The following is a 20,219-nucleotide window of genomic DNA, read 5'->3' as shown; positions in this document are numbered from 1 at the left end:
ATAGTAGGCCGGATAAAAGTCTGACTCAGACGTCAGACGGTCGCGCCATAACGGCCCCATGCCTGTTAGAATGCGCGGCTATTTTCTGGCGACCCCCGGTTTCTAGCATGTCCCGACTCAATCCCCGGCAGCAGGAAGCCCGTGACTACGTCGGCGGCCCTCTTTTGGTGCTCGCCGGTGCAGGTTCGGGCAAGACCAGCGTGATCACGCGCAAGATTGCCCACCTGATCCAGAACTGCGGCATCCGTGCCCAGTACATCGTGGCGATGACCTTTACCAACAAGGCCGCGCGCGAGATGAAGGAACGTGTCGGCACCTTGCTGCGCCCGGGGGAAGGCCGCGGCCTTACGGTGTGTACCTTCCACAACTTGGGCCTGAACATCATCCGCAAGGAGCACGAGCGCCTGGGGTACAAGCCGGGCTTCTCGATCTTCGACGAGTCCGACATCAAGGCGTTGCTGTCGGACATCATGCAGAAGGAATACTCCGGCGACGACGGCATCGACGAGATCAAGAACATGATCGGTGCCTGGAAGAACGACCTGATCCTGCCGCCCGAAGCCCTGGAAAAGGCGCGCAACCCGCGCGAGCAGACCGCCGCCATCGTCTACACCCACTACCAGCGCACGCTCAAAGCGTTCAACGCGGTGGACTTCGACGACCTGATCCTGCAGCCGGTCAAGCTGTTCCAGGAGCATCCCGAGGTGCTGGAACGCTGGCAGAACCGCGTGCGCTACCTGCTGGTGGACGAATACCAGGACACCAACGCCAGCCAGTACCTGCTGGTGAAGATGCTGATCGGCATGCGCAACCAGTTCACCGTGGTAGGCGACGACGACCAGTCGATCTATGCCTGGCGCGGTGCCCGCCCCGAGAACCTGATGCTGCTCAAGGAGGACTACCCCTCCCTGAAGATCGTCATGCTGGAGCAGAACTACCGCTCCACCAGCCGCATCCTGCGCTGTGCCAACGTGCTGATCGCCAACAACCCGCACGCGTTCGAGAAGCAACTGTGGAGCGAGATGGGCGTGGGCGACGAGATCCGCGTGATCCGTTGCAAGAACGAGGAAGCCGAGGCCGAGCGCGTGGCCATGGAAATCCTCACCTTGCACCTGCGCACCAACCGCCCGTACAGCGACTTCGCCATCCTTTACCGTGGCAACTACCAGGCCAAGCTGATCGAGCTGAAGCTGCAGCACCACCAGGTGCCGTATCGCCTGTCGGGCGGCAACAGCTTCTTCGGTCGCCAGGAGGTCAAGGACCTGATGGCGTACCTGCGCCTGCTGGTGAACCCGGACGATGACAACGCCTACCTGCGCGTCATCAACGTACCGCGCCGGGAAATCGGCTCCACCACCCTGGAAAAGCTCGGCAACTATTCCACCGAGCGCGGCATCTCGATGTACGCTGCCAGCGAGGAGCTGGGCCTGGGCGAGCACCTGGATGCCCGCTACACCGAGCGTTTGCAGCGCTTCAAGCACTGGCTGGACGGGGTACGCCAAAAGGTTGCCCTGGAAGACCCGATTGCCGCGCTGCACGAGATGATCCGCGACATCGACTACGAGAACTGGATTCGCCAGCAGACCGCCAGTGACAAAGCTGCCGATTTCCGCATCAGCAACGTCTGGTTCCTGGTCGAAGCGCTGAAGAACACCCTCGAGAAGGATGAAGAGGGTGACATGACCATCGAGGACGCCATCGGCAAGCTGGTGCTGCGCGACATGCTCGAGCGCCAGCAGGAAGAGGAAGAGAACGCCGAAGGCGTGCAGATGATGACCCTGCACGCCTCCAAGGGCCTGGAGTTCCCCTACGTGTTCATCATGGGCATGGAAGAGGAAATCCTCCCGCACCGCTCCAGCATCGAGGCCGACACCATCGAAGAGGAACGCCGCCTGGCCTACGTGGGCATCACCCGCGCACGCCAGACGCTGGCCTTCACCTTCGCTGCCAAGCGCAAGCAGTACGGTGAAATCATCGACTGCACGCCCAGCCGGTTCCTCGACGAACTGCCACCGGACGACCTGGCCTGGGAGGGCCTGGACGATGCACCGGTCGAGGTGAAGGCCGCTCGCGGCAACAACGCCTTGGCCGATATCCGGGCAATGCTCAAACGCTGATCAACCATTACTCTTAAACTTTGCCGCTATTTGCGGCCACCTTTGCTACATCGAGGAAAACAAAGTGGAAGCACTGCATCAGAAGATTCGCGAAGAAGGCATCGTGCTTTCCGACCAGGTTCTTAAAGTCGACGCGTTTCTCAACCACCAGATCGATCCGGCGCTGATGCAGCTGATCGGTGACGAGTTCGCCCGCCTGTTCGCTGATGCGGGCGTGACCAAGATCGTCACCATCGAGGCCTCGGGCATTGCCCCGGCGGTGATGACTGGCCTGAAGCTGGGCGTGCCGGTGATTTTTGCCCGCAAGCACCAGTCGCTGACCCTGACCGAGAACCTGCTGACCGCCTCGGTGTATTCCTTCACCAAGCAGACCGAAAACACCGTGGCCATCTCGCCGCGCCACCTCAACAGCAGCGACCGTGTGCTGGTGATCGACGACTTCCTGGCCAACGGCAAGGCGTCGCAGGCGCTGATCTCGATCATCAAGCAGGCCGGCGCCACCGTGGCGGGGCTGGGTATCGTGATCGAGAAGTCGTTCCAGGGCGGCCGTGCCGAGCTGGACAGCCAGGGCTACCGCGTTGAATCGCTGGCCCGGGTGAAGTCGCTGGAAGGTGGTGTGGTGTCCTTCATCGAATAAGGCCGCTACGCGACCCCTGTGGGAGCGGGTTTACCCACGAATGCGATGGCGCATCCGAAATCGCATTCGCGGGTGAACCCGCTCCCACAGAGTGCCAGTGTTTCCCAGCGTTTATTTGGCAGCCTGCAAGCCCGCCAGCAGCAGCCGCTGATAGAGCTCTTCCTTCAGTCCTTGTGGTTGATCCAGTTGCATCCGTTTCAGGTGCCCCTCATACCCCTCCGGCCCCGGCGCATCCAGCGCTGCCTTGCCCAACTCCAGCACCTCGCTCAGCTTGAACTTGCTCTTCAACCAGGTCAGCGCCCGCAACAGCTCCCGCTCTTCGGCCGTAAAATCCGTCCCCATCGGATACTCCGGAAACAACCGCGCATGGCGCGCCCGGATTGCCTCCAGACGCTGTGGCGTATTATCGGTAAAGCGCGCATCCAGCTGAAAATCCCTGGGCAGCTTGCCGGCCTCTTTCGCCTGCTCGGTCAGCCCCTGCTGGAACCGCGAATCGCACACTGCCAGTAACCGCGCAATCACCTCGCTGTCGGTCTGCCCGCGAAGGTCGGCAATGCCGTACTCGGTCACCACGATATCGCGCAGGTGCCGGGGGATGGTGCAGTGGCCATAGGTCCAGAACAGGTTCGAGGTCACCTCCCCGCCCGATTCACGCCAGCTGCGCAGCAGCAACATCGAGCGCCCCCCCTCCAGTGCATGAGCCTGGGCGACGAAGTTGTACTGCCCACCCACGCCGCTGAGCACACGGCCATCTTCCAGCTGATCGGCCACCCCGGCACCGAGCAGCGTCATGCCGAACGCCGTGTTGATGAAGCGCGCATCGCGCCGCTGGTGCCGCTTGAGTTCTTCCTGCCCGTACAGCTCGTTGATGAAGCTGATACGGGTCATGGCAAACCGTGCGCGCTGCTCAAGCGGCATCTCCCTCAGCCGCTGGTAGAACGCTTGAGGCCCGAGGAAAAAGCCACCATGCAACACCGGCCCCTGCTCATCGGCCGAGCGCCGTAGCAAGCCCGCTTCGGCCAGCACCAACAGGCCGTTAACGAACATTTCGCTGCAGCCGTACAGGCCTTCGGCAAAAGTCTCCAGCCCCCCTTCCCGCTCAATCAGCGCCTGCCACGGGCCGATATCCAGCTCGTCGAGCAGGGCCCGGTAGCCCGCGTTGTCGCCCTGGCGCGCCAGCAACGCTGCAGCGACTGCATCGCCCATGGCACCGATACCGATCTGCAAGGTGCCGCCGTCACGCACCAGCGTGCTGGCGTGCAAACCAATACAGTGGTCCTGGGTGTTGACCGGCATGTTCGGCGTGGAGAACAACCGGCGCTGCTCGGCTTCATCGATCAGCAGGTCGAACGCATCAATGGGCAATTCCGCATCGCCGGGCATGTACGGCAGTTCGGTATGTACCTGGCCAAGCATCAAGATGGTTTCGCCGGCCGCACGGCGCTTGGCGATCATCGGCAGCAGGTCGAGGGTGATGTCGGGGTTACAGGCCAGGCTGAGGTGGACGGGCTTCTCGGGAGTGGCAGCGACCAGTTGCGCGATCAGGTTCAGGCCCTTGGCGTTGATGTCACGGGCGGCGTGGCTGTAGTTGCTGCTGATGTAGTCCTGCTGGGCCGATTCGCTGTGCAGCAGGCTGCCGGGCTGCATGAAAAACTGCTCTACGCGGATGTTTGGCGGCAGGCTGTCGTTGCGCAGGTCAGCGAGGTAGGTGAGGTCTTCGTAGTCAGCGAAGACGCGCTCGACGAAGGGTTCGAGAAAACGCCGTTGCAAGCCATCTCCAAGCGGCGGACGGCCCAGGGACAGCGCCGTGTAGATAGTCAGCTGCCGTTCAGGCAGCTCGCTTACCCGGGCGTAGAGGGCGTTTACAAAGGCATTGGGCTTCCCCAGGCCCAAGGGCAGGCCCATGTGGATATGGGCTGGCAGGCGCGAAAGGACTTGTTCGACAGCCTGGTCGATGGAGCAGAGGTGCATCGGGGCCTCCTGAGACATCCATGGGTTCAGGGGTTGGACATGGCTCTAGCGAGTTGGTTGCCTGAGCCGGCCTGTTCGCGGTAAGCCTCTACAGAGAGTACAGCATCCCGAAATGCCTTTACCTTTTGGGACGACTACATGTTGGAGGAAGACCATAAACGCCAGTTTTCGTCCGGCGGAGACTTCATAAACTCTTCAAATGCATCGCTGAGCACTATTGGAAATTTCACTTCGCGCCGCACAATGACATTTTTATAGGCTGACGTATCAATCACCATCTCCTCCCTGTTCGGCAGTGTAAAGTGCTTCCCGTAAATCCATTTATCAAAATTCTTTGCGTAAACTCCGTATATCCTGCCATATTTTCCAGTCATGGGATTCTTACCAGCATAAGTGCTTGCGACCTTTGCATACGGCGAAACATAAAAGCCACGACCATACCACATCACCGTCCCATGACGTGAATCAAGCCCGGAAAGCAGTGTTGCGCTGGCATTAGGACGGTTACTACCGTGATATCCGATCAAGACATAGTCTGCGGGAATTATCGCTGACTGATCAATTGATATTTTGTTGACCGCTGGAGAAAAATTTTCCTCGATTTTGGTGTGAACAGTAGTTTCCGTTATGTAGCCTGCACCATATGATTTTACTTGCTCCGGGCCCTTTTTCTTACGCTGGAAAATCCTTCTTGATAACCTTGAAGCTGAGCCTTTAATGGAGAAACTTCCAAGCGGATCTTGACGATTTATAGGGTCGCACAAACAATAAGCGTATGAGTTCAATCCACCTGCTGCGAACGGGCTCATGGTGTCCGAGCTAATAAAACGCATCAATGACGGGTTGAATGCTCGACGGCCATTACCTAGTAGATAATTTCCCTTAACAGGATCCAGCAGGCCACCATTAAAACCAAGAATGGATTGGAGAGACGGGTGATAGCCATAGGGCGAATACCCCAGACGCCCACCGGCACTGCCGAGGTTTGGCAATGGCGGTTGCATCCGGTTCGCTGGATGCTTCGGATGCTTATGACCCACTGTTCCAGAATCCATTGCTACCTACCCAGCACCTAAATCAGTAGCTTGAGTGTTCTCTCTACACTCGAAAAATAAAACTGGTAAAAATGCTAGTAGCCCCAGGAAAGTCTCCTGAGTCGTCCACGGGTTCAGGGATTAGTTTGGGGGAGATGAATGCCTGTGCCGGCCTCTTCGCGGCTAAAGCCGCTCCCACAGGAATCTCACAGCCCTTGAATCCAGTGCAGTACCTGTGGGAGCGGCTTTAGCCGCGAAAGGGCCGGCACAGGCAATACAAAAACAAAGCCCGCCATCAACGGCGGGCCTCGTGCAATTCAGCTGTGGCTCAAAGCCCAGACATTTTCTTGATCGCCCCTTTCAGGTCGTCATCCGAGCAGTCCGCGCAGGTGCCTTTCGGCGGCATGGCGTTGATGCCGGTAATGGCCTTGGCCAGGATGCCATCCAGCCCGCCCTGGTGGTCGGCGCGTTCTTTCCACGCGGCGGTGTCGCCAATTTTCGGCGCGCCGAGCAGGCCGGTGCCATGGCAGGCATTGCAGTGCTTGGCGATGATGTCATCCGGCGTTTTGGCGCCCCCGCCCCCCGCCGCTGCAGCCACTTCCATGCCTTTGCATTCCTGGCCCTGGACACACACCTGGCCGACCGGCTCCAGGCGCTTGGCAATGTCGTCGTTGGTCGCAGCGGTTGCGCTCATTGCCCAGAGGGCGAATACGGCTGCTGGTACGGCCAGCATCTTCTTGATTTGGTTCACGCGAACACCCTCATGGTGGCTAATCACGCTCGCGGCCACGAAACGGCGAGCGTTGAAAAGTATAGCGGGAACCCAGAGGCCGTGAAACGACCCTACACGGGAAAGGGGTATTGCCGAATCAATGCACTGCGCTGGATCAAAAGTTTGAAGGCGTCGCTGCGCTGATCAACCGCGCGGGCTGGTCGAAGGGGTTGCGAAAACGGTGCGGGCGGGTGCTTTCGAAGTAATAGCTGTCGCCTTCTTCGAGGATGAAGATCTCGTTGCCGACCACCAGTTCCAGGCGGCCCTCCAGCAAGATACCGGTTTCCTCGCCGTCATGGGTGAGCATCTCGGCACCGGTGTCGGCACCCGGCGGGTACACCTCGGTGAGAAAGGCGATGGCGCGGTTGGGGTGCGACTTGCCGACCAGCTTCATGGTCACCGCACCGTCCGAGATGTCGATCAGCTCGTGGGCCTTGTAAACAATCTGCGTGGGGCTTTCAGGTTCCAGCTCGACCGAAAAGAACTCGACCATGGACATGGGGATGCCACTCAGCACCTTGCGCAGCGAGCTGATCGAGGGGCTCACACTGTTCTTCTCGATCATCGAGATGGTGCTGTTGGTCACGCCGGCACGCTTGGCGAGTTCACGCTGGGACAGGCCCTTGAGCTTGCGGATGGCTTGCAGTCGTTCGCCGACGTCCAAAGCTGGAGCCTCCTGAAACGGTGGAAAAGGGGGTGGATGTGAACGATATCATGGCAATGCCGTTCAGTATTTACAACACACCGCCCTTCAACCTGTCCGCTTCAGCATGTCATTCGCCGATGTAGTCCCGCGGTACGCGCTTCAGGTTGCAGAAGATCTGGTAAGGAATGGTGCCCGCGTGTGCGGCCACTTCACTGGCCAGCACCTGCTTGCCCCACAGCTCGACCGGGCTGCCGACAGTGGCTTGTGGCACGTCGGTCAGGTCGACGCTGAGCATGTCCATCGATACACGGCCAATCAGCTGGGTGCGCTGGCCGGCAACCAATACCGGGGTGCCGTTGGGCGCCTGGCGCGGGTAGCCGTCGGCATAGCCCATGGCAACCACGCCAACGCGGGTTGGCCGGGGGCTGACGAACTTGGCGCCATAGCCCACCGGCTCGCCGGCAGGCAGCTCGCGCACGCTGATGACCCGCGATTGCAAGGTCATGACCGGTTGCAGGCGTTGGGCCTGGGCCTGGGCCACTTCGAACGGGGTGGCGCCATACAGCATCAGGCCTGGGCGTACCCAATCGCTGGGGGCTTGTGGCCAGCCCAGCACGCCGGGGGAGTTGCGCAGGCTGCATTCGGCGGCCAGGCCCTGGCGGGCAGCCTCGAACACGGCAATCTGCTGGGCAGTGGCGTCGGCATCCAGCTCGTCGGCGCGAGCGAAGTGGCTCATCAGCACGATGCGAGAAACCTTGCCACTGGCCAGCAGGCGCCGGTAAGCCTCGTGGTAATCCTTGGGGTGCAGACCGACACGATGCATGCCACTGTCGAGCTTCAACCAGACAGTGAGCGGCTTGTGGACCTGGGTCTGCTCGATGGCTTCGAGCTGCCACAACGAATGCACCACACACCACAGGTCGTGCTCGGCGATCAGCGCCAGCTCGCTGACTTCGAAAAAGCCTTCCAGCAGCAGCACCGGGGCCTTGATACCGGCGGCGCGCAGTTCCAGCGCCTCCTCAATGCAGGCCACGGCAAAACCGTCGGCTTCGGCCTCCAGGGCCAGGGCGCAACGCACGGCGCCATGGCCATAGGCGTCGGCCTTGATCACGGCGAGGGCTTTGGCACCGGTCAGTTCACGGGCCAGACGGTAGTTGTGGCGCAGGGCCTGGAGGTCGATCAGGGCGCGGGCGGGACGCATGGCGGCTGCCTTATGGTGGTTCACAGGTTGAAAACGGTGTTGGGTTCTTCGCGGCTAAAGCCGCTCCCACAGGCGACCGCACAATGTCGATGCACATGCGATCTCTGTGGGAGCGGTCTTAGCCGCGAAAGGGCCGGTACTGGCGAACTTACTGCTGGTGAGCCGGCGCAGTCTGCCCGTGCTTGGCCACTTCCGGGCTGTTGCCATAACGGGAAATGTCCAGGCCTTCGGCACTGATCTGCGGCTTCTTGCGCGCAATCAGGTCGGCCAGCAGACGACCGGAGCCGCACGCCATGGTCCAGCCCAAAGTACCGTGACCGGTGTTCAGGAACAGGTTGCGGAACGCGGTCGCACCCACAATCGGCGTACCGTCCGGGGTCGCCGGGCGCAGGCCGGTCCAGAAGCTGGCCTGGCTCAGATCACCGCCGCGAGGATAAAGGTCGTTGACGATCATCTCCAGCGTTTCGCGCCGACGCGGGTTCAGCGACAGGTCAAAACCGGCGATTTCAGCCATGCCACCAACGCGGATGCGGTTGTCGAAACGGGTGATCGCAACCTTGTAGGTTTCATCAAGAATGGTCGACGTCGGGGCCATGTCGCCGTTGGTGATCGGCACGGTCAGCGAGTAGCCTTTAAGCGGATAAACCGGGGCCTTGATGCCCAGCGGCTTGAGCATCTGCGGCGAATAGCTGCCCAGCGCCAGCACGTAGCGGTCGGCAGTTTCCAGCTTGCCGTCGATCCACACGCCATTGATGCGGTCGCCAGCGAAGTCCAGGCGCTGGATGTCCTGGCCGAAGCGGAACTCCACGCCCAGCTTCAGCGCCATGTCGGCAAGCTTGGTGGTGAACAGCTGGCAGTCGCCAGTTTGGTCGTTAGGCAAGCGCAGGGCGCCGGCCAGGATGTCTTTCACCCCCGCCAGGGCAGGCTCCACGCGGGCAATGCCGTCGCGGTCGAGCAATTCGTAAGGCACGCCGGACTGTTCGAGCACGGCAATGTCCTTGGCCGCAGCATCTACCTGAGCCTGGGTACGGAACAGCTGGGTAGTGCCCAGGCTACGGTTTTCGTAATTGATGCCGGTTTCAGCGCGCAACTCGTCGAGGCAGTCACGGCTGTACTCGGACAGACGCACCATGCGCTCTTTGTTCACCGCGTAACGGCTGGCGGTGCAGTTGCGCAGCATCTGTGCCATCCACAGGTACTGGTCGACGTCGCCGGTGAGCTTGATGGCCAGGGGGGCGTGGCGCTCCAGCAGCCACTTGATGGCCTTCAGCGGCACGCCAGGTGCGGCCCAGGGCGAGGCATAGCCGGGCGAGATCTGACCGGCGTTGGCAAAACTGGTTTCCATGGCCACCGCCGGCTGGCGGTCGACCACCGTCACTTCGAAACCTTGCCGGGCCAGGTAGTAGGCACTGGCGGTTCCGATTACGCCGCTACCAAGTACCAGAACTCGCATCGTTATATCCCTCACACGCGGCACGCCGCAGACTTTTATTGAAATGGCATGAATGGGCGCAGTATAGGAATTTGAGACCAGTGCAATTCACTATATAAAAGCCTATTATTGGCGAGAATTCTCGGCAAAATCGCCTTTCACGGAGGGGCATCCCCTATGAGAACCCAGCACCAGAGCAAGCGTGAACTGGACAAGATCGACCGTAACATCCTGCGCATCCTGCAGAATGACGGGCGTATTTCCTTCACCGAACTGGGCGAGAAAGTTGGGCTGTCCACCACCCCTTGCACCGAGCGGGTTCGCCGCCTGGAGCGCGAGGGCATCATCATGGGCTACAACGCCCGCCTGAACCCGCAGCACCTAAAGGGCAGCCTGCTGGTGTTCGTGGAAATCAGCCTGGACTACAAGTCGGGCGACACCTTCGAGGAGTTCCGCCGCGCGGTGTTGAAGCTGCCCCATGTGTTGGAGTGCCACCTGGTGTCGGGCGACTTCGACTACCTGGTGAAAGCGCGTATTTCGGAGATGGCGTCGTACCGCAAGCTGCTTGGCGACATCCTGCTGAAGCTGCCGCACGTGCGTGAGTCGAAGAGCTACATCGTGATGGAAGAGGTGAAGGAGAGCCTCTGCCTGCCGATTCCGGACTGAGGCTAGACCAGCACCTGGCGGGTGGTGGCAATGAACTGATGGACCAACTGCTCGGCGGCAGGGTCGATCATCGGTTCAGGGCCACGACCACGCGGGCAGGCCATGCGCGGCGTGGTGCCGAACAGGCGGCAAATCATGGGCCGTTCTTCATACACCGTGCAGCCGTTGGGGCCGAGGTGCACACAGTCCAGGCGCTCCAGAGCGGCGTCCTGCTCGGCCTGGGACTTGCGCGGGAGGCGGGCCATTTCTTCTGCCGAGGTGGTGACCGGGCCGCAGCAGTCGTGGCAGCCGGGTTCGCACTCGAATGAGGGGATGAGTTCGCGCAGGAAGTGGATCTTGTGGCGGTTGCAGGACATGGCGATGTACAAAATTGAAGACTGAAGCTGGATTATAGGGCCAATCGCCGGCAAGCCAGCTCCCACAGGTACACCACTGGTCTCAGCTATCGCACAATCCTGTGGGAGCTGGCTTGCCGGCGATGAGGCCGGTTGCCCACCCCAAAGGCCCGGCTTATCCTCCTCCCCTAGCCTTCCAGCCTCAGGACCGAACCAATGATCCACAGCGCGCAGCATGCCGCCTCCTACTACGCCGCCAGCAGCGCACCACACCCTGACCACTCCTTCCTGCAAGGCGACCATAGCGCCGATGTGTGCATCGTCGGCGGGGGCTATTCGGGCCTGAACACTGCCATCGAACTGGCCGAACGCGGCTTCTCAGTCATCTTGCTGGAAGCACGCAAACTGGGCTGGGGCGCCAGTGGGCGCAATGGCGGGCAGCTAATCCGTGGCGTTGGTCATGGCCTGGAACAGTTCCTGCCGGTAATTGGCGAGGACGGCGTGCGCAGCATGAAGCTGATGGGCCTGGAGGCCGTGCAGATCGTGCGCGAGCGGGTGGAAAAGCATGCCATCGCCTGTGACCTGACCTGGGGTTACTGCGACCTGGCCAACAAACCCGCCGAATTGCTGGGCTTTGCCGAGGACGCCGAAGAACTGCGCAGCCTGGGCTACGCGCATGAACTTCGGCTAGTCGGCAAGGACGATATCCACAGCGTGGTCGGTGCCGACTGCTATGTGGGCGGGCTGGTCGACATGGGTTCCGGCCATCTGCACCCGCTGAACCTGGCCCTGGGCGAAGCGGACGTGGCCAGCCGCCTGGGCGTCAAGCTGTTCGAACAGTCCGAGGTTACCCGCATCGACTACGGGCCTGAAGTGCAGGTGCATACTGCCCAAGGGCGAGTGCGCGCCAAGACCTTGGTGCTGTGCTGCAATGCCTATCACAACGACCTCAACCGCGAGCTAGGCGGCAAGGTACTGCCTGCGGGCAGCTACATCATCGCTACCGAGCCGCTGGGCGAAGAACGCGCACGCACGCTGCTGCCACAAAACATGGCGGTGTGCGACCAGCGCGTGGCCCTGGACTACTACCGCCTGTCTGCCGACAACCGCCTGCTGTTCGGTGGGGCCTGCCATTACTCGGGCCGCGACCCGAAGGACATTGCCGCCTACATGCAGCCGAAGATGCTCAAGGTGTTCCCTGAGTTGGCCGACGTGCGCATCGACTACCAGTGGGGCGGCATGATCGGCATCGGCGCCAACCGCCTGCCACAGGTTGGCCGCTTGGTCAGCCAGCCGAACGTGTATTACGCCCAAGCCTATTCAGGCCATGGGCTCAACGCCACCCACCTGGCCGCGCGCCTGCTGGGCGAAGCCATCAGCGGCCAGGAAAGCGGGCGTTTCGACCTGTTCGCCAAGGTGCCACACATCACCTTCCCTGGCGGCAAGCACCTGCGCTCGCCGCTGCTGGCATTGGGGATGCTGTGGCACCGGCTTAAAGAACTGGTCTAGGGCCTCAATCTTTCCAGAAGGGCTTACGCCCTTCTGTCCGGGCCTGCTCCCAGCTCAGCCCCACATCGCGCAGCTCGTCATCCGTCAACTGCAGCAGCGCCCTGCGGGTGTGCCAGCGATGCAGCATCAGCCCCCAACGCCCCAAACCCTCCGGCGCGTTGAAGACCTTGGCCTGCTGCCCGACTTCCAGCTCCCTGGCCAACAGTTGCAAGCGCACATCGCTCATGCCACCCATCGCTGCATTCTCCCATTCGATTGATACCGTGGAGAAAGCATGCGCGTCGGCAGCACCGGCAATACAGATCCAATACAGCCTTATTATTCCCATACAGAATTGGCTGAAGATCGACTGAATGCTGTATTGTCAACCCAACTGTACCGGTCGCTATGCCAATGCACCGCAGGAGTATGCCGTGACCCTCTACCTGAACCTCGCCGAACTGCTCGGCGCCCGCATCGAACAGGGCCTGTACCGCCCCGGCCAGCGCCTGCCATCGGTGCGCGCCCTGAGCGTGGAGCATGGCGTCAGCCTGAGCACCGTGCAGCAGGCCTACCGCACGCTCGAAGACAGCGGCATGGTCTCGCCACGGCCCAAGTCCGGCTATTTCGTCAGTGACCACCGCCTGCTGCCGGCCCTACCCGCCGTCAGCCGCCCGGCCCAACGCCCGGTGGACATCTCGCAGTGGGAACAGGTGCTGGAACTGGTGCGCAGCACCCCACGCAAGGATGTGGTCCAGCTCGGCCGCGGCATGCCCGACATCGACAGCCCCACCCTTAAGCCGCTGCTGCGCAGCCTGGCGCAGTTGAGCCGGCGGCAGGACATGCCAGGCCTGTACTACGACAACATTCACGGCAACCTGGCCCTGCGTGAACAGGTTGCCCGGCTGGTGCTCGATTCCGGTTGCCGCCTTGGCCCGGCCGACCTGGTGATCACCACCGGCTGCCACGAGGCGCTGTCGTGCAGCATCCGCGCCGTGTGCGAGCCGGGCGACATCGTTGCCGTCGACTCCCCCAGCTTCCACGGCGCCATGCAAACCCTGAAGGGCCTGGGTATGAAGGCGCTGGAAATCCCCACCGACCCGGTCACCGGCATCAGCCTGGAGGCGCTGGAGCTGGCCCTGGAGCAGTGGCCGATCAAGCTCATCCAGATCACCCCCAGCTGCAACAACCCGCTTGGCTACATCATGCCCGAGGCACGCAAGAAGGCATTGCTGAGCCTGGCCCAGCGCTACGACGTGGCAATTCTGGAGGATGATGTATACGGCGACCTGGCCTACAGCTACCCGCGCCCGCGCACCCTCAAGTCGTTCGACGACGATGGCCGCGTGCTGCTGTGCAGTTCATTCTCCAAAACCCTCGCCCCTGGCCTGCGAGTAGGTTGGGTGGCCCCTGGGCGCTATCTGGAACGCGTGCTGCACATGAAGTACATCAGCACCGGCAGCACCGCCTGCCAGCCCCAACTGGCCATCGCCGACTTCATCGCCGCCGGGCACTATCAACCCCACGTCCGGCGTATGCGTAGCCAGTACCAACGCGGCCGCGACCTGATGAGCGACTGGGTGACCCGCTACTTCCCGGCAGGCACCCGGGTGAGCCGGCCCCAAGGCGGCTTCATGCTCTGGGTAGAATTGCCCGAACATTTCGATACGCTGCGCCTGAACCGGGCTTTACTGGAGCAGGGCGTGCAGGTTGCCGTCGGCAGTATCTTCTCGGCCTCGGGCAAGTTCCGCCACTGCCTGCGCATGAACTTCGCCGCGCGGCCAACGCCGCAGATCGAAGCCGCCGTGCGCAAGGTTGGTGAAACCGCCCTTCGTCTACTGGATGAAGAAAGCGCCGACGCGTAACTTTGCGCCGCCCGCCACGGTCCAACCCCCTAAAGCCCTTGCTGCACAGGACGATCCACCCTTGAGACTCCAGCGAGCCTTGCCTCTGCTGCTGGTACTGTCGCTCGGCCTTACCGGCTGCGCCAGTGTCGGTGTGCCCCGCGAAACCAGCCAGGCGTTACCCGCCAACGACTCGGCCTTCGGCCGCTCGGTGCTGCGCCAGGCCGCGCCCTACGGGGGGCGCTCGGGCTTTCGCCTGCTGCCCAACAGCAACGAGGCATTCCGCGCCCGTGCCGAACTGATCCGCAACGCCCAGGCAAGCATCGACCTGCAGTATTACATCGTCCACGACGGCCTCAGCACCCGCGCACTGGTGCATGAACTGCTACGCGCCGCCGACCGTGGCGTGCGTGTGCGCATCCTGCTGGACGACACCACCAGCGATGGCCTGGATACCATCATGGGCACCCTGGATGCCCACCCGAACATCCAGATTCGCGTGTTCAACCCGCTGCACCTGGGCCGTAGCACAGGCGTGACGCGCGCCGTGGGCCGGCTGTTCAACCTGTCGCGCCAGCACCGGCGCATGCACAACAAACTGTTCCTGGTGGACAACAGCATGGCCATCGTGGGTGGCCGCAACCTGGGTGACGAATATTTCGATGCCGAACCCAACCTCAACTTCACCGACATAGACCTGCTGGGTGTAGGCCCGGTGGCTGAACAGCTTGGCCACAGTTTCGACCAATACTGGAACAGCGCCCTGAGCCGGCCGATTACCGACTTCCTCTGGCGTGCTCCGGATGCCAATGACCTGCACGCCAGCCGCCATCGCCTGGAGGTGTCGCTGGCCGAAGCCAGAACCCGGCGCAAGGCCCTGTACGACCGCCTGATGGCCTACCAGTCGCAGCCGCGCCTGGATGTATGGCGCAACGAGCTGATCTGGGCTCATGCCCAGGCGTTGTGGGATGCACCGAACAAGGTGCTGGCCGATGACGAACCCGACCCACAGCTGTTGCTGAGCCAGCAACTGGCCCCGGACCTGGCCAACGTGCGCAGCGAGCTGATGCTGACATCGGCGTACTTCGTGCCGGGTGAACCGGGGTTGCTGTACCTGACCGGCCGCGCCGACGCCGGTGTTTCGGTGAAGCTGCTGACCAACTCGCTGGAAGCCACCGATGTACCGGCGGTGCACGGAGGCTACGCGCCCTATCGCCGGGCCTTGCTTGAGCACGGAGTGCAGCTGTACGAGCTGCGCCGCCAGCCCGGCGACCCCAGGGCGGGGCACCTGAGTTTCCGTGGCAGTTCGGATTCGAGCCTGCACACCAAGGCGATCGTGTTCGACCGGCGCAAGACCTTCATCGGCTCATTCAACTTCGACCCGCGTTCAGTGCTGTGGAACACCGAGGTAGGCGTGCTGGTGGACAGCCCGGAGCTGGCCGAATACACCCGCGAACTGGCCCAGCAGGGTATGGCGCCTGCGTTGAGTTACCAGGTGAAACTGGTGGGTGACAAATTGGTATGGGCGACCGAGGACAATGGTCAGCGGCACATGCTGACATCAGAGCCAGGTGGGATGTGGCGGCGGTTCAATGCCTGGATCAGCAAGGCCGTTGGCTTGGAGAAGATGTTGTAGCGGCAATTTCTGGGGCTGCTTTGCAGCCCCCAAATCCCATCAGGCAGACACTGCCTCGAAAGCCCCACGCCGCTGGGTCAACACCACCAGCCCGGCAGCCCCGGCTGCCATCAGGAACAGCAATGCATGTCCGCTGATCCACTGGCTGCCGGCCCCCGCCAGCAACGGCCCGAGCAGGCAGCCAATACCCCAGAGCTGCGCCACATGGGCATTGGCCCTTACCAGCTCATCATCGCGGTAGCGCTCACCGATCAGCACCAGCGACAGGGTGAACAAGCCACCAGCACTGGCCCCGAACAGCACCCACAACGGCCACACAACCGGGGTATGCAGCAGCAGGGGAATCGCCAGGCTGGACACCAGCAGCGTTACCGCACACCCCGTGAACAATGCACGTCGCGACATATGGTCGGCCAGCGCGCCGATAGGCAGCTGCAGCACTGCATCACCCACCACCACGGTACTGACCATGAACAGGGCGATTTCAGTGGTAAAGCCTTGCTGCAGGCAATACACCGGCAGCAAGGTAAGGATCATCGCCTCGAACGAGGCGAACAGGGCGATGGCCCAGGCAATCACAGGCAAGCGCCGGCAGAAGGCGAACAAGTCGCGGAAGGTAACGCTGCAGGCCTCTGTGCTCGGCGCTCCGCCACGCCCCAACAGCACCAGCGGTGCCGCCAGCAGCAGGCCGGTCGCGGCCCAGAAGCCGAAGTCGTCATCCGAGCCGAGAAAACCCAACACCAACGGCCCGGCCAGCTGGCTCAGGGCATAGCTGCTGCCGTACAAAGCCACCAGCCGGCCACGCCACTGCTCGACTACCAGCTGGTTGATCCAGCTTTCGCCGAGGATGAACACCACAGTGAGGGACATACCGATCATCAGCCGCAGCAACAGCCACAGCGGGTAGCTGGGCAGCAGCGCGACCAACCCGATCGACAGTGCCCCGCCCCACAGGCACAAGCGCATGGCCGAAGGCACGCCGACCCAGCCGGCCAGTCGGCTGGCGATACTAGCGCCAGCCAGAACACCCAGCGCTGGCATCGCAGCCATTACGCCGATGGCGAAGCTGCCGTAGCCCCAAGCCTCCAGGCGCAGGGAGACCAGCGGCATGCTTACGCCAAGGGCCAGCCCGACACTGAGTACGGATGCCAGCACGGCGAAATAGGTACCCCAACGCATTGCAGCCTCCCAGGCAGAATTCTTGAACAGCAAAAACGACAAAGCCGGGGCAGCGTGAGCCGACCCGGCTATTGTTGGGGCTGCTCTGCAGCCCCGGCGATTACAGCTTGATCCAGGTCGCCTTCAGCTCGGTGTATTTCTCCAGTGCATGCAGCGACTTGTCACGGCCGTTGCCCGACTGCTTGAAGCCACCGAACGGTGCGGTCATGTCGCCGCCGTCGTACTGGTTGACCCACACGCTACCTGCGCGCACGGCACGGGCAGTCTTGTGGGCCTTGGAAATGTCCGACGTCCAGATGCCCGCCGCCAGGCCATACGGCGTGTCGTTGGCAATGGCGATGGCTTCTTCGGCGGTGTCGAAGGCAATCACCGACAGCACTGGGCCGAAGATTTCTTCCTGGGCAATGCGCATGGCGTTGGTCACACCGTCGAAGATGGTCGGCTCCACGTAGGTGCCACCCGTCTCCTCCAGGGTACGCTTGCCGCCAGCCAGCAGCTTGGCGCCGTCCTGGTGGCCGGCCTCGATGTACGACAGCACGGTGTTCATCTGCTGGGTGTCGACCAGGGCACCGACCGTGGTCGCCGGGTCCAGCGGGTTGCCTGGCTTCCAGCCTTTCAGGGCCTCGACCACCATTGGCAGGAACTTGTCCTTGATCGAACGCTCGACCAGCAGGCGCGAACCTGCGGTGCACACTTCGCCCTGGTTGAAGGCGATAGCGCTGGCAGCCGCTTCGGCAGCTGCTTGCAGGTCTGGCGCGTCGGCGAAGACGATATTCGGGCTCTTGCCGCCGGCTTCCAGCCAGATGCGCTTCATGTTCGACTCGCCCGCGTACACCATCAGCTGCTTGGCGATCTTGGTCGAACCGGTGAACACCAGGGTGTCGACGTCCATGTGCAGGGCCAAGGCCTTGCCCACGGTGTGGCCGTAGCCTGGCAGCACGTTCAGCACACCCGCCGGGATACCGGCTTCGATCGCCAGCTGGGCGATACGGATGGCGGTCAGCGGCGACTTTTCGGACGGCTTGAGCACCACCGAGTTACCGGTGGCCAGCGCCGGGCCGAGCTTCCAGCAGGCCATCAGCAGCGGGAAGTTCCACGGTACGATGGCACCGACCACACCCACTGGCTCACGGGTCACCAGGCCAAGCTGGTCGTGCGGGGTCGGGGCGACTTCGTCGTAGACCTTGTCGATGGCTTCGGCAGTCCAGTGAATGGCTTGCGCAGCCCCCGGGATGTCGATGCTGGAGGAGTCGCCGATCGGCTTGCCCATGTCCAGGGTTTCCAGCAGCGCCAACTCTTCAACGTTCTTGCGCAGCAGGTCGGCGAAGCGGATCAGCTTGGCCTTGCGCTTGGCCGGGGCCAGCTGCGACCACACGCCCGAATTGAAGGTAGCGCGGGCGTTTTCCACTGCGCGGTTGGCGTCGGCCAGGTCGCAACTGGCAACCTTGGCCAGGAAGCGTCCGTCGACCGGGCTCAGGCACTCGAAGGTTTCACCGGATGCGGCATCGGTGTATTCGCCGTTGATGAAGGCGCGGCCTTCGATCTTCAGTTGCTGGGCACGTTGTTCCCAGTCCGCACGGGTCAGGGTGGTCATACGAAACTCCTCCTCTTGTTTAGGTGCAACGCCGCACTGAGGACTCACAGGCGTTGTCAGAATTCTGGCCGGGCGACACGCGCACACGGGCAAGCGATACCCTAAACCAGCCGGTGTAAACTATCAATATATTTGACACGCAGGGCTCAAAAGCCTACTGATGTTCATTTTATTAAACAACAACAGGAGCCGCACCATGAGAATAGACAGCATCATCGACTTCGCGCAGGTCATCACCGAGGCCGAACGCTACCGCCCGGCGGCGGAAAAAATCCTCAAGGGCGAGCCTGACCAGGCTGTCTACAACCATTATTCCAGCCCGTGCGGCCAGTTTGCCGCAGGCGTGTGGGAAGGTGAGGTGGGCCAGTGGACGGTGAACTACACCGAACACGAATACTGCGAAATCGTCCAGGGCGTTTCGGTACTGCGCGACCAGGACGGCGGGGCGAAAACCCTGCGTGCCGGCGATCGGTTCGTGATTCCGGCCGGCTTCAAAGGCACCTGGGAGGTGCTGGAACCGTGCCGCAAGATCTATGTGATGTTCGAACAGAAGTAACTATGTAGTGCAGGCAGCCTGCTGGCGTGCGTGAGGATGGCCCTGCCCATGTCGGGCCATCCAACTTCAACAGGAAGATCACCATGACCAACGAAGACGTTCTGAAAACCCTCGCCCACTTGGTCGGCACCCCCTACTCGCCGGCAATCAAGGACACCATCTGCACCCTCACCGGCCGCACCCGGGTAGTCGGCCCCGACGAGATGTGCACCCGCGAGTACGACATCGAGCGCATCCAGATCAAGGCCGGCACCGACCTTTTGATCCAGGGCTTCGACTTCAACTGACCGTAATGCAGGCATAAAAAAACCCGCGTCCTTTCGGATGCGGGTTTTTTTCAGGTCGCCGATCAATTACTTGATCTTGGCTTCCTTGTACACCACGTGCTTGCGAACAACCGGATCATATTTCTTGATCTCGATTTTGTCCGGGGTGGTGCGCTTGTTCTTGTCGGTGGTGTAGAAGTGGCCGGTACCGGCACTCGAAACCAGACGGATCAATTCACGCATGATGCTCTCCCTTAAACCTTGGCGCCAGCTTTACGGATGTCAACCAGAACGGCGTCGATGCCGCGCTTGTCGATGATACGCATGCCTTTGGCGGAAACGCGCAGACGCACGAAACGCTTCTCGGATTCAACCCAGAAACGGTGGTGCTGCAGGTTCGGCAGGAAACGACGACGGGTTTTGTTGTTTGCGTGGGAAATGTTGTTCCCGGTTACTGGACCCTTACCAGTAACTTGACAGACTCTCGACATGACTCAGCCCTCTAAAACCTCATGCCCAACCCGGCATGGGTTGGCCGCTTAATCTCTCAGTCTTTGGCGCCTGGGCGCCGTGATTCTGGAGGTCTTATCGACCGGATCCGCTTATGCGACAGGCCGAGCCCCTAGAAAAGAGCGCTGCTTTATACCAGAAAGACTTGGCTGCAACAACAGTAGATGCACATTGCCGCAAGCTAGAACACGCCGGGCCAGCATAGCGGCAGGCCCCGCCAGCCGTCGACCGCTCGTCGCCAGATTTGTAAAAAAGGGTGTGGTCATTTGCCGGCGGGCGCACTAGGGTAAGCCTTTTCCAGACTGCACAGGCAGATGGGCCACTGACTGCCAAGG

At 61.8% G+C, this 20,219-nt stretch carries 20 protein-coding genes; 8 read left to right on the top strand and 12 right to left on the bottom strand.

Annotated elements, in window-relative coordinates; genetic code table 11:
- The first annotated feature begins 107 nt into the window (after positions 1-107).
- The gene (rep, locus tag D8767_RS01405) at positions 108-2,117 is read left to right on the top strand and encodes a DNA helicase Rep (RefSeq protein ID WP_016712678.1); all 2,010 of its coding nucleotides are present in this window, start codon (positions 108-110) and stop codon (positions 2,115-2,117) included.
- 64 nt (positions 2,118-2,181) lie between these two features.
- On the top strand, positions 2,182-2,754 hold the full coding sequence (locus D8767_RS01400) for a xanthine phosphoribosyltransferase (RefSeq protein ID WP_003253535.1): 573 nt from the start codon (positions 2,182-2,184) through the stop codon (positions 2,752-2,754).
- A 111-nt stretch (positions 2,755-2,865) separates the two neighbouring features.
- Here D8767_RS01400 and D8767_RS01395 read toward each other — a convergent pair whose 3' ends face one another.
- The 6 genes from D8767_RS01395 to dadA all read right to left on the bottom strand — a co-directional run bounded on the left by D8767_RS01395 (position 2,866) and on the right by dadA (position 9,831).
- On the bottom strand, positions 2,866-4,725 hold the full coding sequence (locus D8767_RS01395) for an acetyl-CoA hydrolase/transferase C-terminal domain-containing protein (protein WP_016712679.1): 1,860 nt from the start codon (positions 4,723-4,725) through the stop codon (positions 2,866-2,868).
- Positions 4,726-4,859: 134 nt separating this feature from the next.
- Positions 4,860-5,780: an RHS repeat-associated core domain-containing protein gene (locus D8767_RS01390; protein WP_162998290.1), complete on the bottom strand. Its 921-nt coding sequence runs from the start codon at positions 5,778-5,780 to the stop codon at positions 4,860-4,862.
- Between the two features lie 307 nt (positions 5,781-6,087).
- Positions 6,088-6,492 carry a cytochrome c5 family protein gene (locus D8767_RS01380; protein WP_033693936.1) on the bottom strand — a complete coding sequence of 135 codons (405 nt, stop codon included), beginning with the start codon at positions 6,490-6,492 and terminating at the stop codon, positions 6,088-6,090.
- 154 nt (positions 6,493-6,646) lie between these two features.
- Positions 6,647-7,195 (bottom strand): cupin domain-containing protein, encoded by a 549-nt coding sequence (locus tag D8767_RS01375; RefSeq protein WP_012274808.1) that lies wholly within the window; start codon positions 7,193-7,195, stop codon positions 6,647-6,649.
- A 109-nt stretch (positions 7,196-7,304) separates the two neighbouring features.
- On the bottom strand, positions 7,305-8,378 hold the full coding sequence (alr, locus tag D8767_RS01370; RefSeq protein WP_016712681.1) for an alanine racemase: 1,074 nt from the start codon (positions 8,376-8,378) through the stop codon (positions 7,305-7,307).
- A gap of 148 nt (positions 8,379-8,526) precedes the next feature.
- A complete protein-coding gene (dadA, locus tag D8767_RS01365; protein WP_016712682.1) occupies positions 8,527-9,831 on the bottom strand; it encodes a D-amino acid dehydrogenase in 1,305 nt (434 codons plus the stop codon).
- 156 nt (positions 9,832-9,987) lie between these two features.
- Between dadA and dadR the strand changes: the two genes are divergently transcribed.
- Positions 9,988-10,476, top strand: coding sequence for a transcriptional regulator DadR (gene dadR, locus D8767_RS01360; RefSeq protein WP_003258963.1), 489 nt, complete (start codon positions 9,988-9,990; stop codon positions 10,474-10,476).
- A gap of 2 nt (positions 10,477-10,478) precedes the next feature.
- Here the strand turns inward: dadR and D8767_RS01355 are convergent, their stop codons facing one another.
- Positions 10,479-10,832, bottom strand: coding sequence for a YkgJ family cysteine cluster protein (locus tag D8767_RS01355; protein WP_003253518.1), 354 nt, complete (start codon positions 10,830-10,832; stop codon positions 10,479-10,481).
- A 195-nt stretch (positions 10,833-11,027) separates the two neighbouring features.
- Here D8767_RS01355 and D8767_RS01350 point away from each other — a divergent pair, with 195 nt between their 5' ends.
- Positions 11,028-12,320, top strand: a complete 1,293-nt coding sequence (locus D8767_RS01350) for an FAD-binding oxidoreductase (RefSeq protein ID WP_016712684.1) — start codon at positions 11,028-11,030, stop codon at positions 12,318-12,320.
- Positions 12,321-12,324: 4 nt separating this feature from the next.
- Here D8767_RS01350 and D8767_RS01345 read toward each other — a convergent pair whose 3' ends face one another.
- The gene (locus tag D8767_RS01345; protein ID WP_016712685.1) at positions 12,325-12,555 is read right to left on the bottom strand and encodes a DUF1127 domain-containing protein; all 231 of its coding nucleotides are present in this window, start codon (positions 12,553-12,555) and stop codon (positions 12,325-12,327) included.
- Between the two features lie 178 nt (positions 12,556-12,733).
- On the opposite strand from D8767_RS01345, the gene D8767_RS01340 reads away from it, so the two are divergent.
- Entirely contained in the window at positions 12,734-14,164 is a 1,431-nt protein-coding gene (locus tag D8767_RS01340; protein WP_163002504.1) for a PLP-dependent aminotransferase family protein, read from the top strand.
- Between the two features lie 61 nt (positions 14,165-14,225).
- On the top strand, positions 14,226-15,779 hold the full coding sequence (locus tag D8767_RS01335) for a phospholipase D family protein (protein ID WP_016712687.1): 1,554 nt from the start codon (positions 14,226-14,228) through the stop codon (positions 15,777-15,779).
- Between the two features lie 39 nt (positions 15,780-15,818).
- On the opposite strand, the gene D8767_RS01330 is transcribed toward D8767_RS01335, so the two are convergent.
- Positions 15,819-16,958 (bottom strand): MFS transporter, encoded by a 1,140-nt coding sequence (locus tag D8767_RS01330; protein ID WP_016712688.1) that lies wholly within the window; start codon positions 16,956-16,958, stop codon positions 15,819-15,821.
- A gap of 100 nt (positions 16,959-17,058) precedes the next feature.
- Positions 17,059-18,552, bottom strand: coding sequence for an aldehyde dehydrogenase (locus D8767_RS01325; protein WP_016712689.1), 1,494 nt, complete (start codon positions 18,550-18,552; stop codon positions 17,059-17,061).
- Between the two features lie 196 nt (positions 18,553-18,748).
- On the opposite strand from D8767_RS01325, the gene D8767_RS01320 reads away from it, so the two are divergent.
- Both D8767_RS01320 and D8767_RS01315 read left to right on the top strand, forming a co-directional pair.
- A complete protein-coding gene (locus D8767_RS01320; protein ID WP_012274818.1) occupies positions 18,749-19,108 on the top strand; it encodes a cupin domain-containing protein in 360 nt (119 codons plus the stop codon).
- A gap of 83 nt (positions 19,109-19,191) precedes the next feature.
- Positions 19,192-19,395 (top strand): hypothetical protein, encoded by a 204-nt coding sequence (locus tag D8767_RS01315; RefSeq protein ID WP_016712690.1) that lies wholly within the window; start codon positions 19,192-19,194, stop codon positions 19,393-19,395.
- A gap of 66 nt (positions 19,396-19,461) precedes the next feature.
- On the opposite strand, the gene rpmG is transcribed toward D8767_RS01315, so the two are convergent.
- Together rpmG and rpmB are read right to left on the bottom strand one after the other, a co-directional pair.
- A complete protein-coding gene (rpmG, locus tag D8767_RS01310; RefSeq protein ID WP_003253507.1) occupies positions 19,462-19,617 on the bottom strand; it encodes a 50S ribosomal protein L33 in 156 nt (51 codons plus the stop codon).
- 11 nt (positions 19,618-19,628) lie between these two features.
- Positions 19,629-19,865 (bottom strand): 50S ribosomal protein L28, encoded by a 237-nt coding sequence (gene rpmB / locus D8767_RS01305; RefSeq protein ID WP_003253504.1) that lies wholly within the window; start codon positions 19,863-19,865, stop codon positions 19,629-19,631.
- Between the last annotated feature and the right edge of the window lie 354 nt (positions 19,866-20,219).

Origin of the sequence: Pseudomonas sp. LTGT-11-2Z, from assembly GCF_003691445.1 — a bacterium.
Taxonomy (GTDB): Bacteria; Pseudomonadota; Gammaproteobacteria; order Pseudomonadales; family Pseudomonadaceae; genus Aquipseudomonas; species Aquipseudomonas monteilii.
This window is presented reverse-complemented; position numbering and strand designations above follow the sequence as displayed.

Coding starts and splice junctions, on each gene's coding strand:
- rep (WP_016712678.1), top strand. CDS start 108: ATGTCCCGACTCAATCCCCGGCAGCAGGAAGCCCGTGACTACGTCGGC.
- D8767_RS01395 (WP_016712679.1), bottom strand. CDS start 4,725: ATGCACCTCTGCTCCATCGACCAGGCTGTCGAACAAGTCCTTTCGCGC.
- D8767_RS01390 (WP_162998290.1), bottom strand. CDS start 5,780: ATGGATTCTGGAACAGTGGGTCATAAGCATCCGAAGCATCCAGCGAAC.
- D8767_RS01380 (WP_033693936.1), bottom strand. CDS start 6,492: ATGCTGGCCGTACCAGCAGCCGTATTCGCCCTCTGGGCAATGAGCGCA.
- alr (WP_016712681.1), bottom strand. CDS start 8,378: ATGCGTCCCGCCCGCGCCCTGATCGACCTCCAGGCCCTGCGCCACAAC.
- dadA (WP_016712682.1), bottom strand. CDS start 9,831: ATGCGAGTTCTGGTACTTGGTAGCGGCGTAATCGGAACCGCCAGTGCC.
- dadR (WP_003258963.1), top strand. CDS start 9,988: ATGAGAACCCAGCACCAGAGCAAGCGTGAACTGGACAAGATCGACCGT.
- D8767_RS01355 (WP_003253518.1), bottom strand. CDS start 10,832: ATGTCCTGCAACCGCCACAAGATCCACTTCCTGCGCGAACTCATCCCC.
- D8767_RS01350 (WP_016712684.1), top strand. CDS start 11,028: ATGATCCACAGCGCGCAGCATGCCGCCTCCTACTACGCCGCCAGCAGC.
- D8767_RS01345 (WP_016712685.1), bottom strand. CDS start 12,555: ATGGGTGGCATGAGCGATGTGCGCTTGCAACTGTTGGCCAGGGAGCTG.
- D8767_RS01330 (WP_016712688.1), bottom strand. CDS start 16,958: ATGCGTTGGGGTACCTATTTCGCCGTGCTGGCATCCGTACTCAGTGTC.
- D8767_RS01325 (WP_016712689.1), bottom strand. CDS start 18,552: ATGACCACCCTGACCCGTGCGGACTGGGAACAACGTGCCCAGCAACTG.
- D8767_RS01320 (WP_012274818.1), top strand. CDS start 18,749: ATGAGAATAGACAGCATCATCGACTTCGCGCAGGTCATCACCGAGGCC.
- D8767_RS01315 (WP_016712690.1), top strand. CDS start 19,192: ATGACCAACGAAGACGTTCTGAAAACCCTCGCCCACTTGGTCGGCACC.
- rpmG (WP_003253507.1), bottom strand. CDS start 19,617: ATGCGTGAATTGATCCGTCTGGTTTCGAGTGCCGGTACCGGCCACTTC.
- rpmB (WP_003253504.1), bottom strand. CDS start 19,865: ATGTCGAGAGTCTGTCAAGTTACTGGTAAGGGTCCAGTAACCGGGAAC.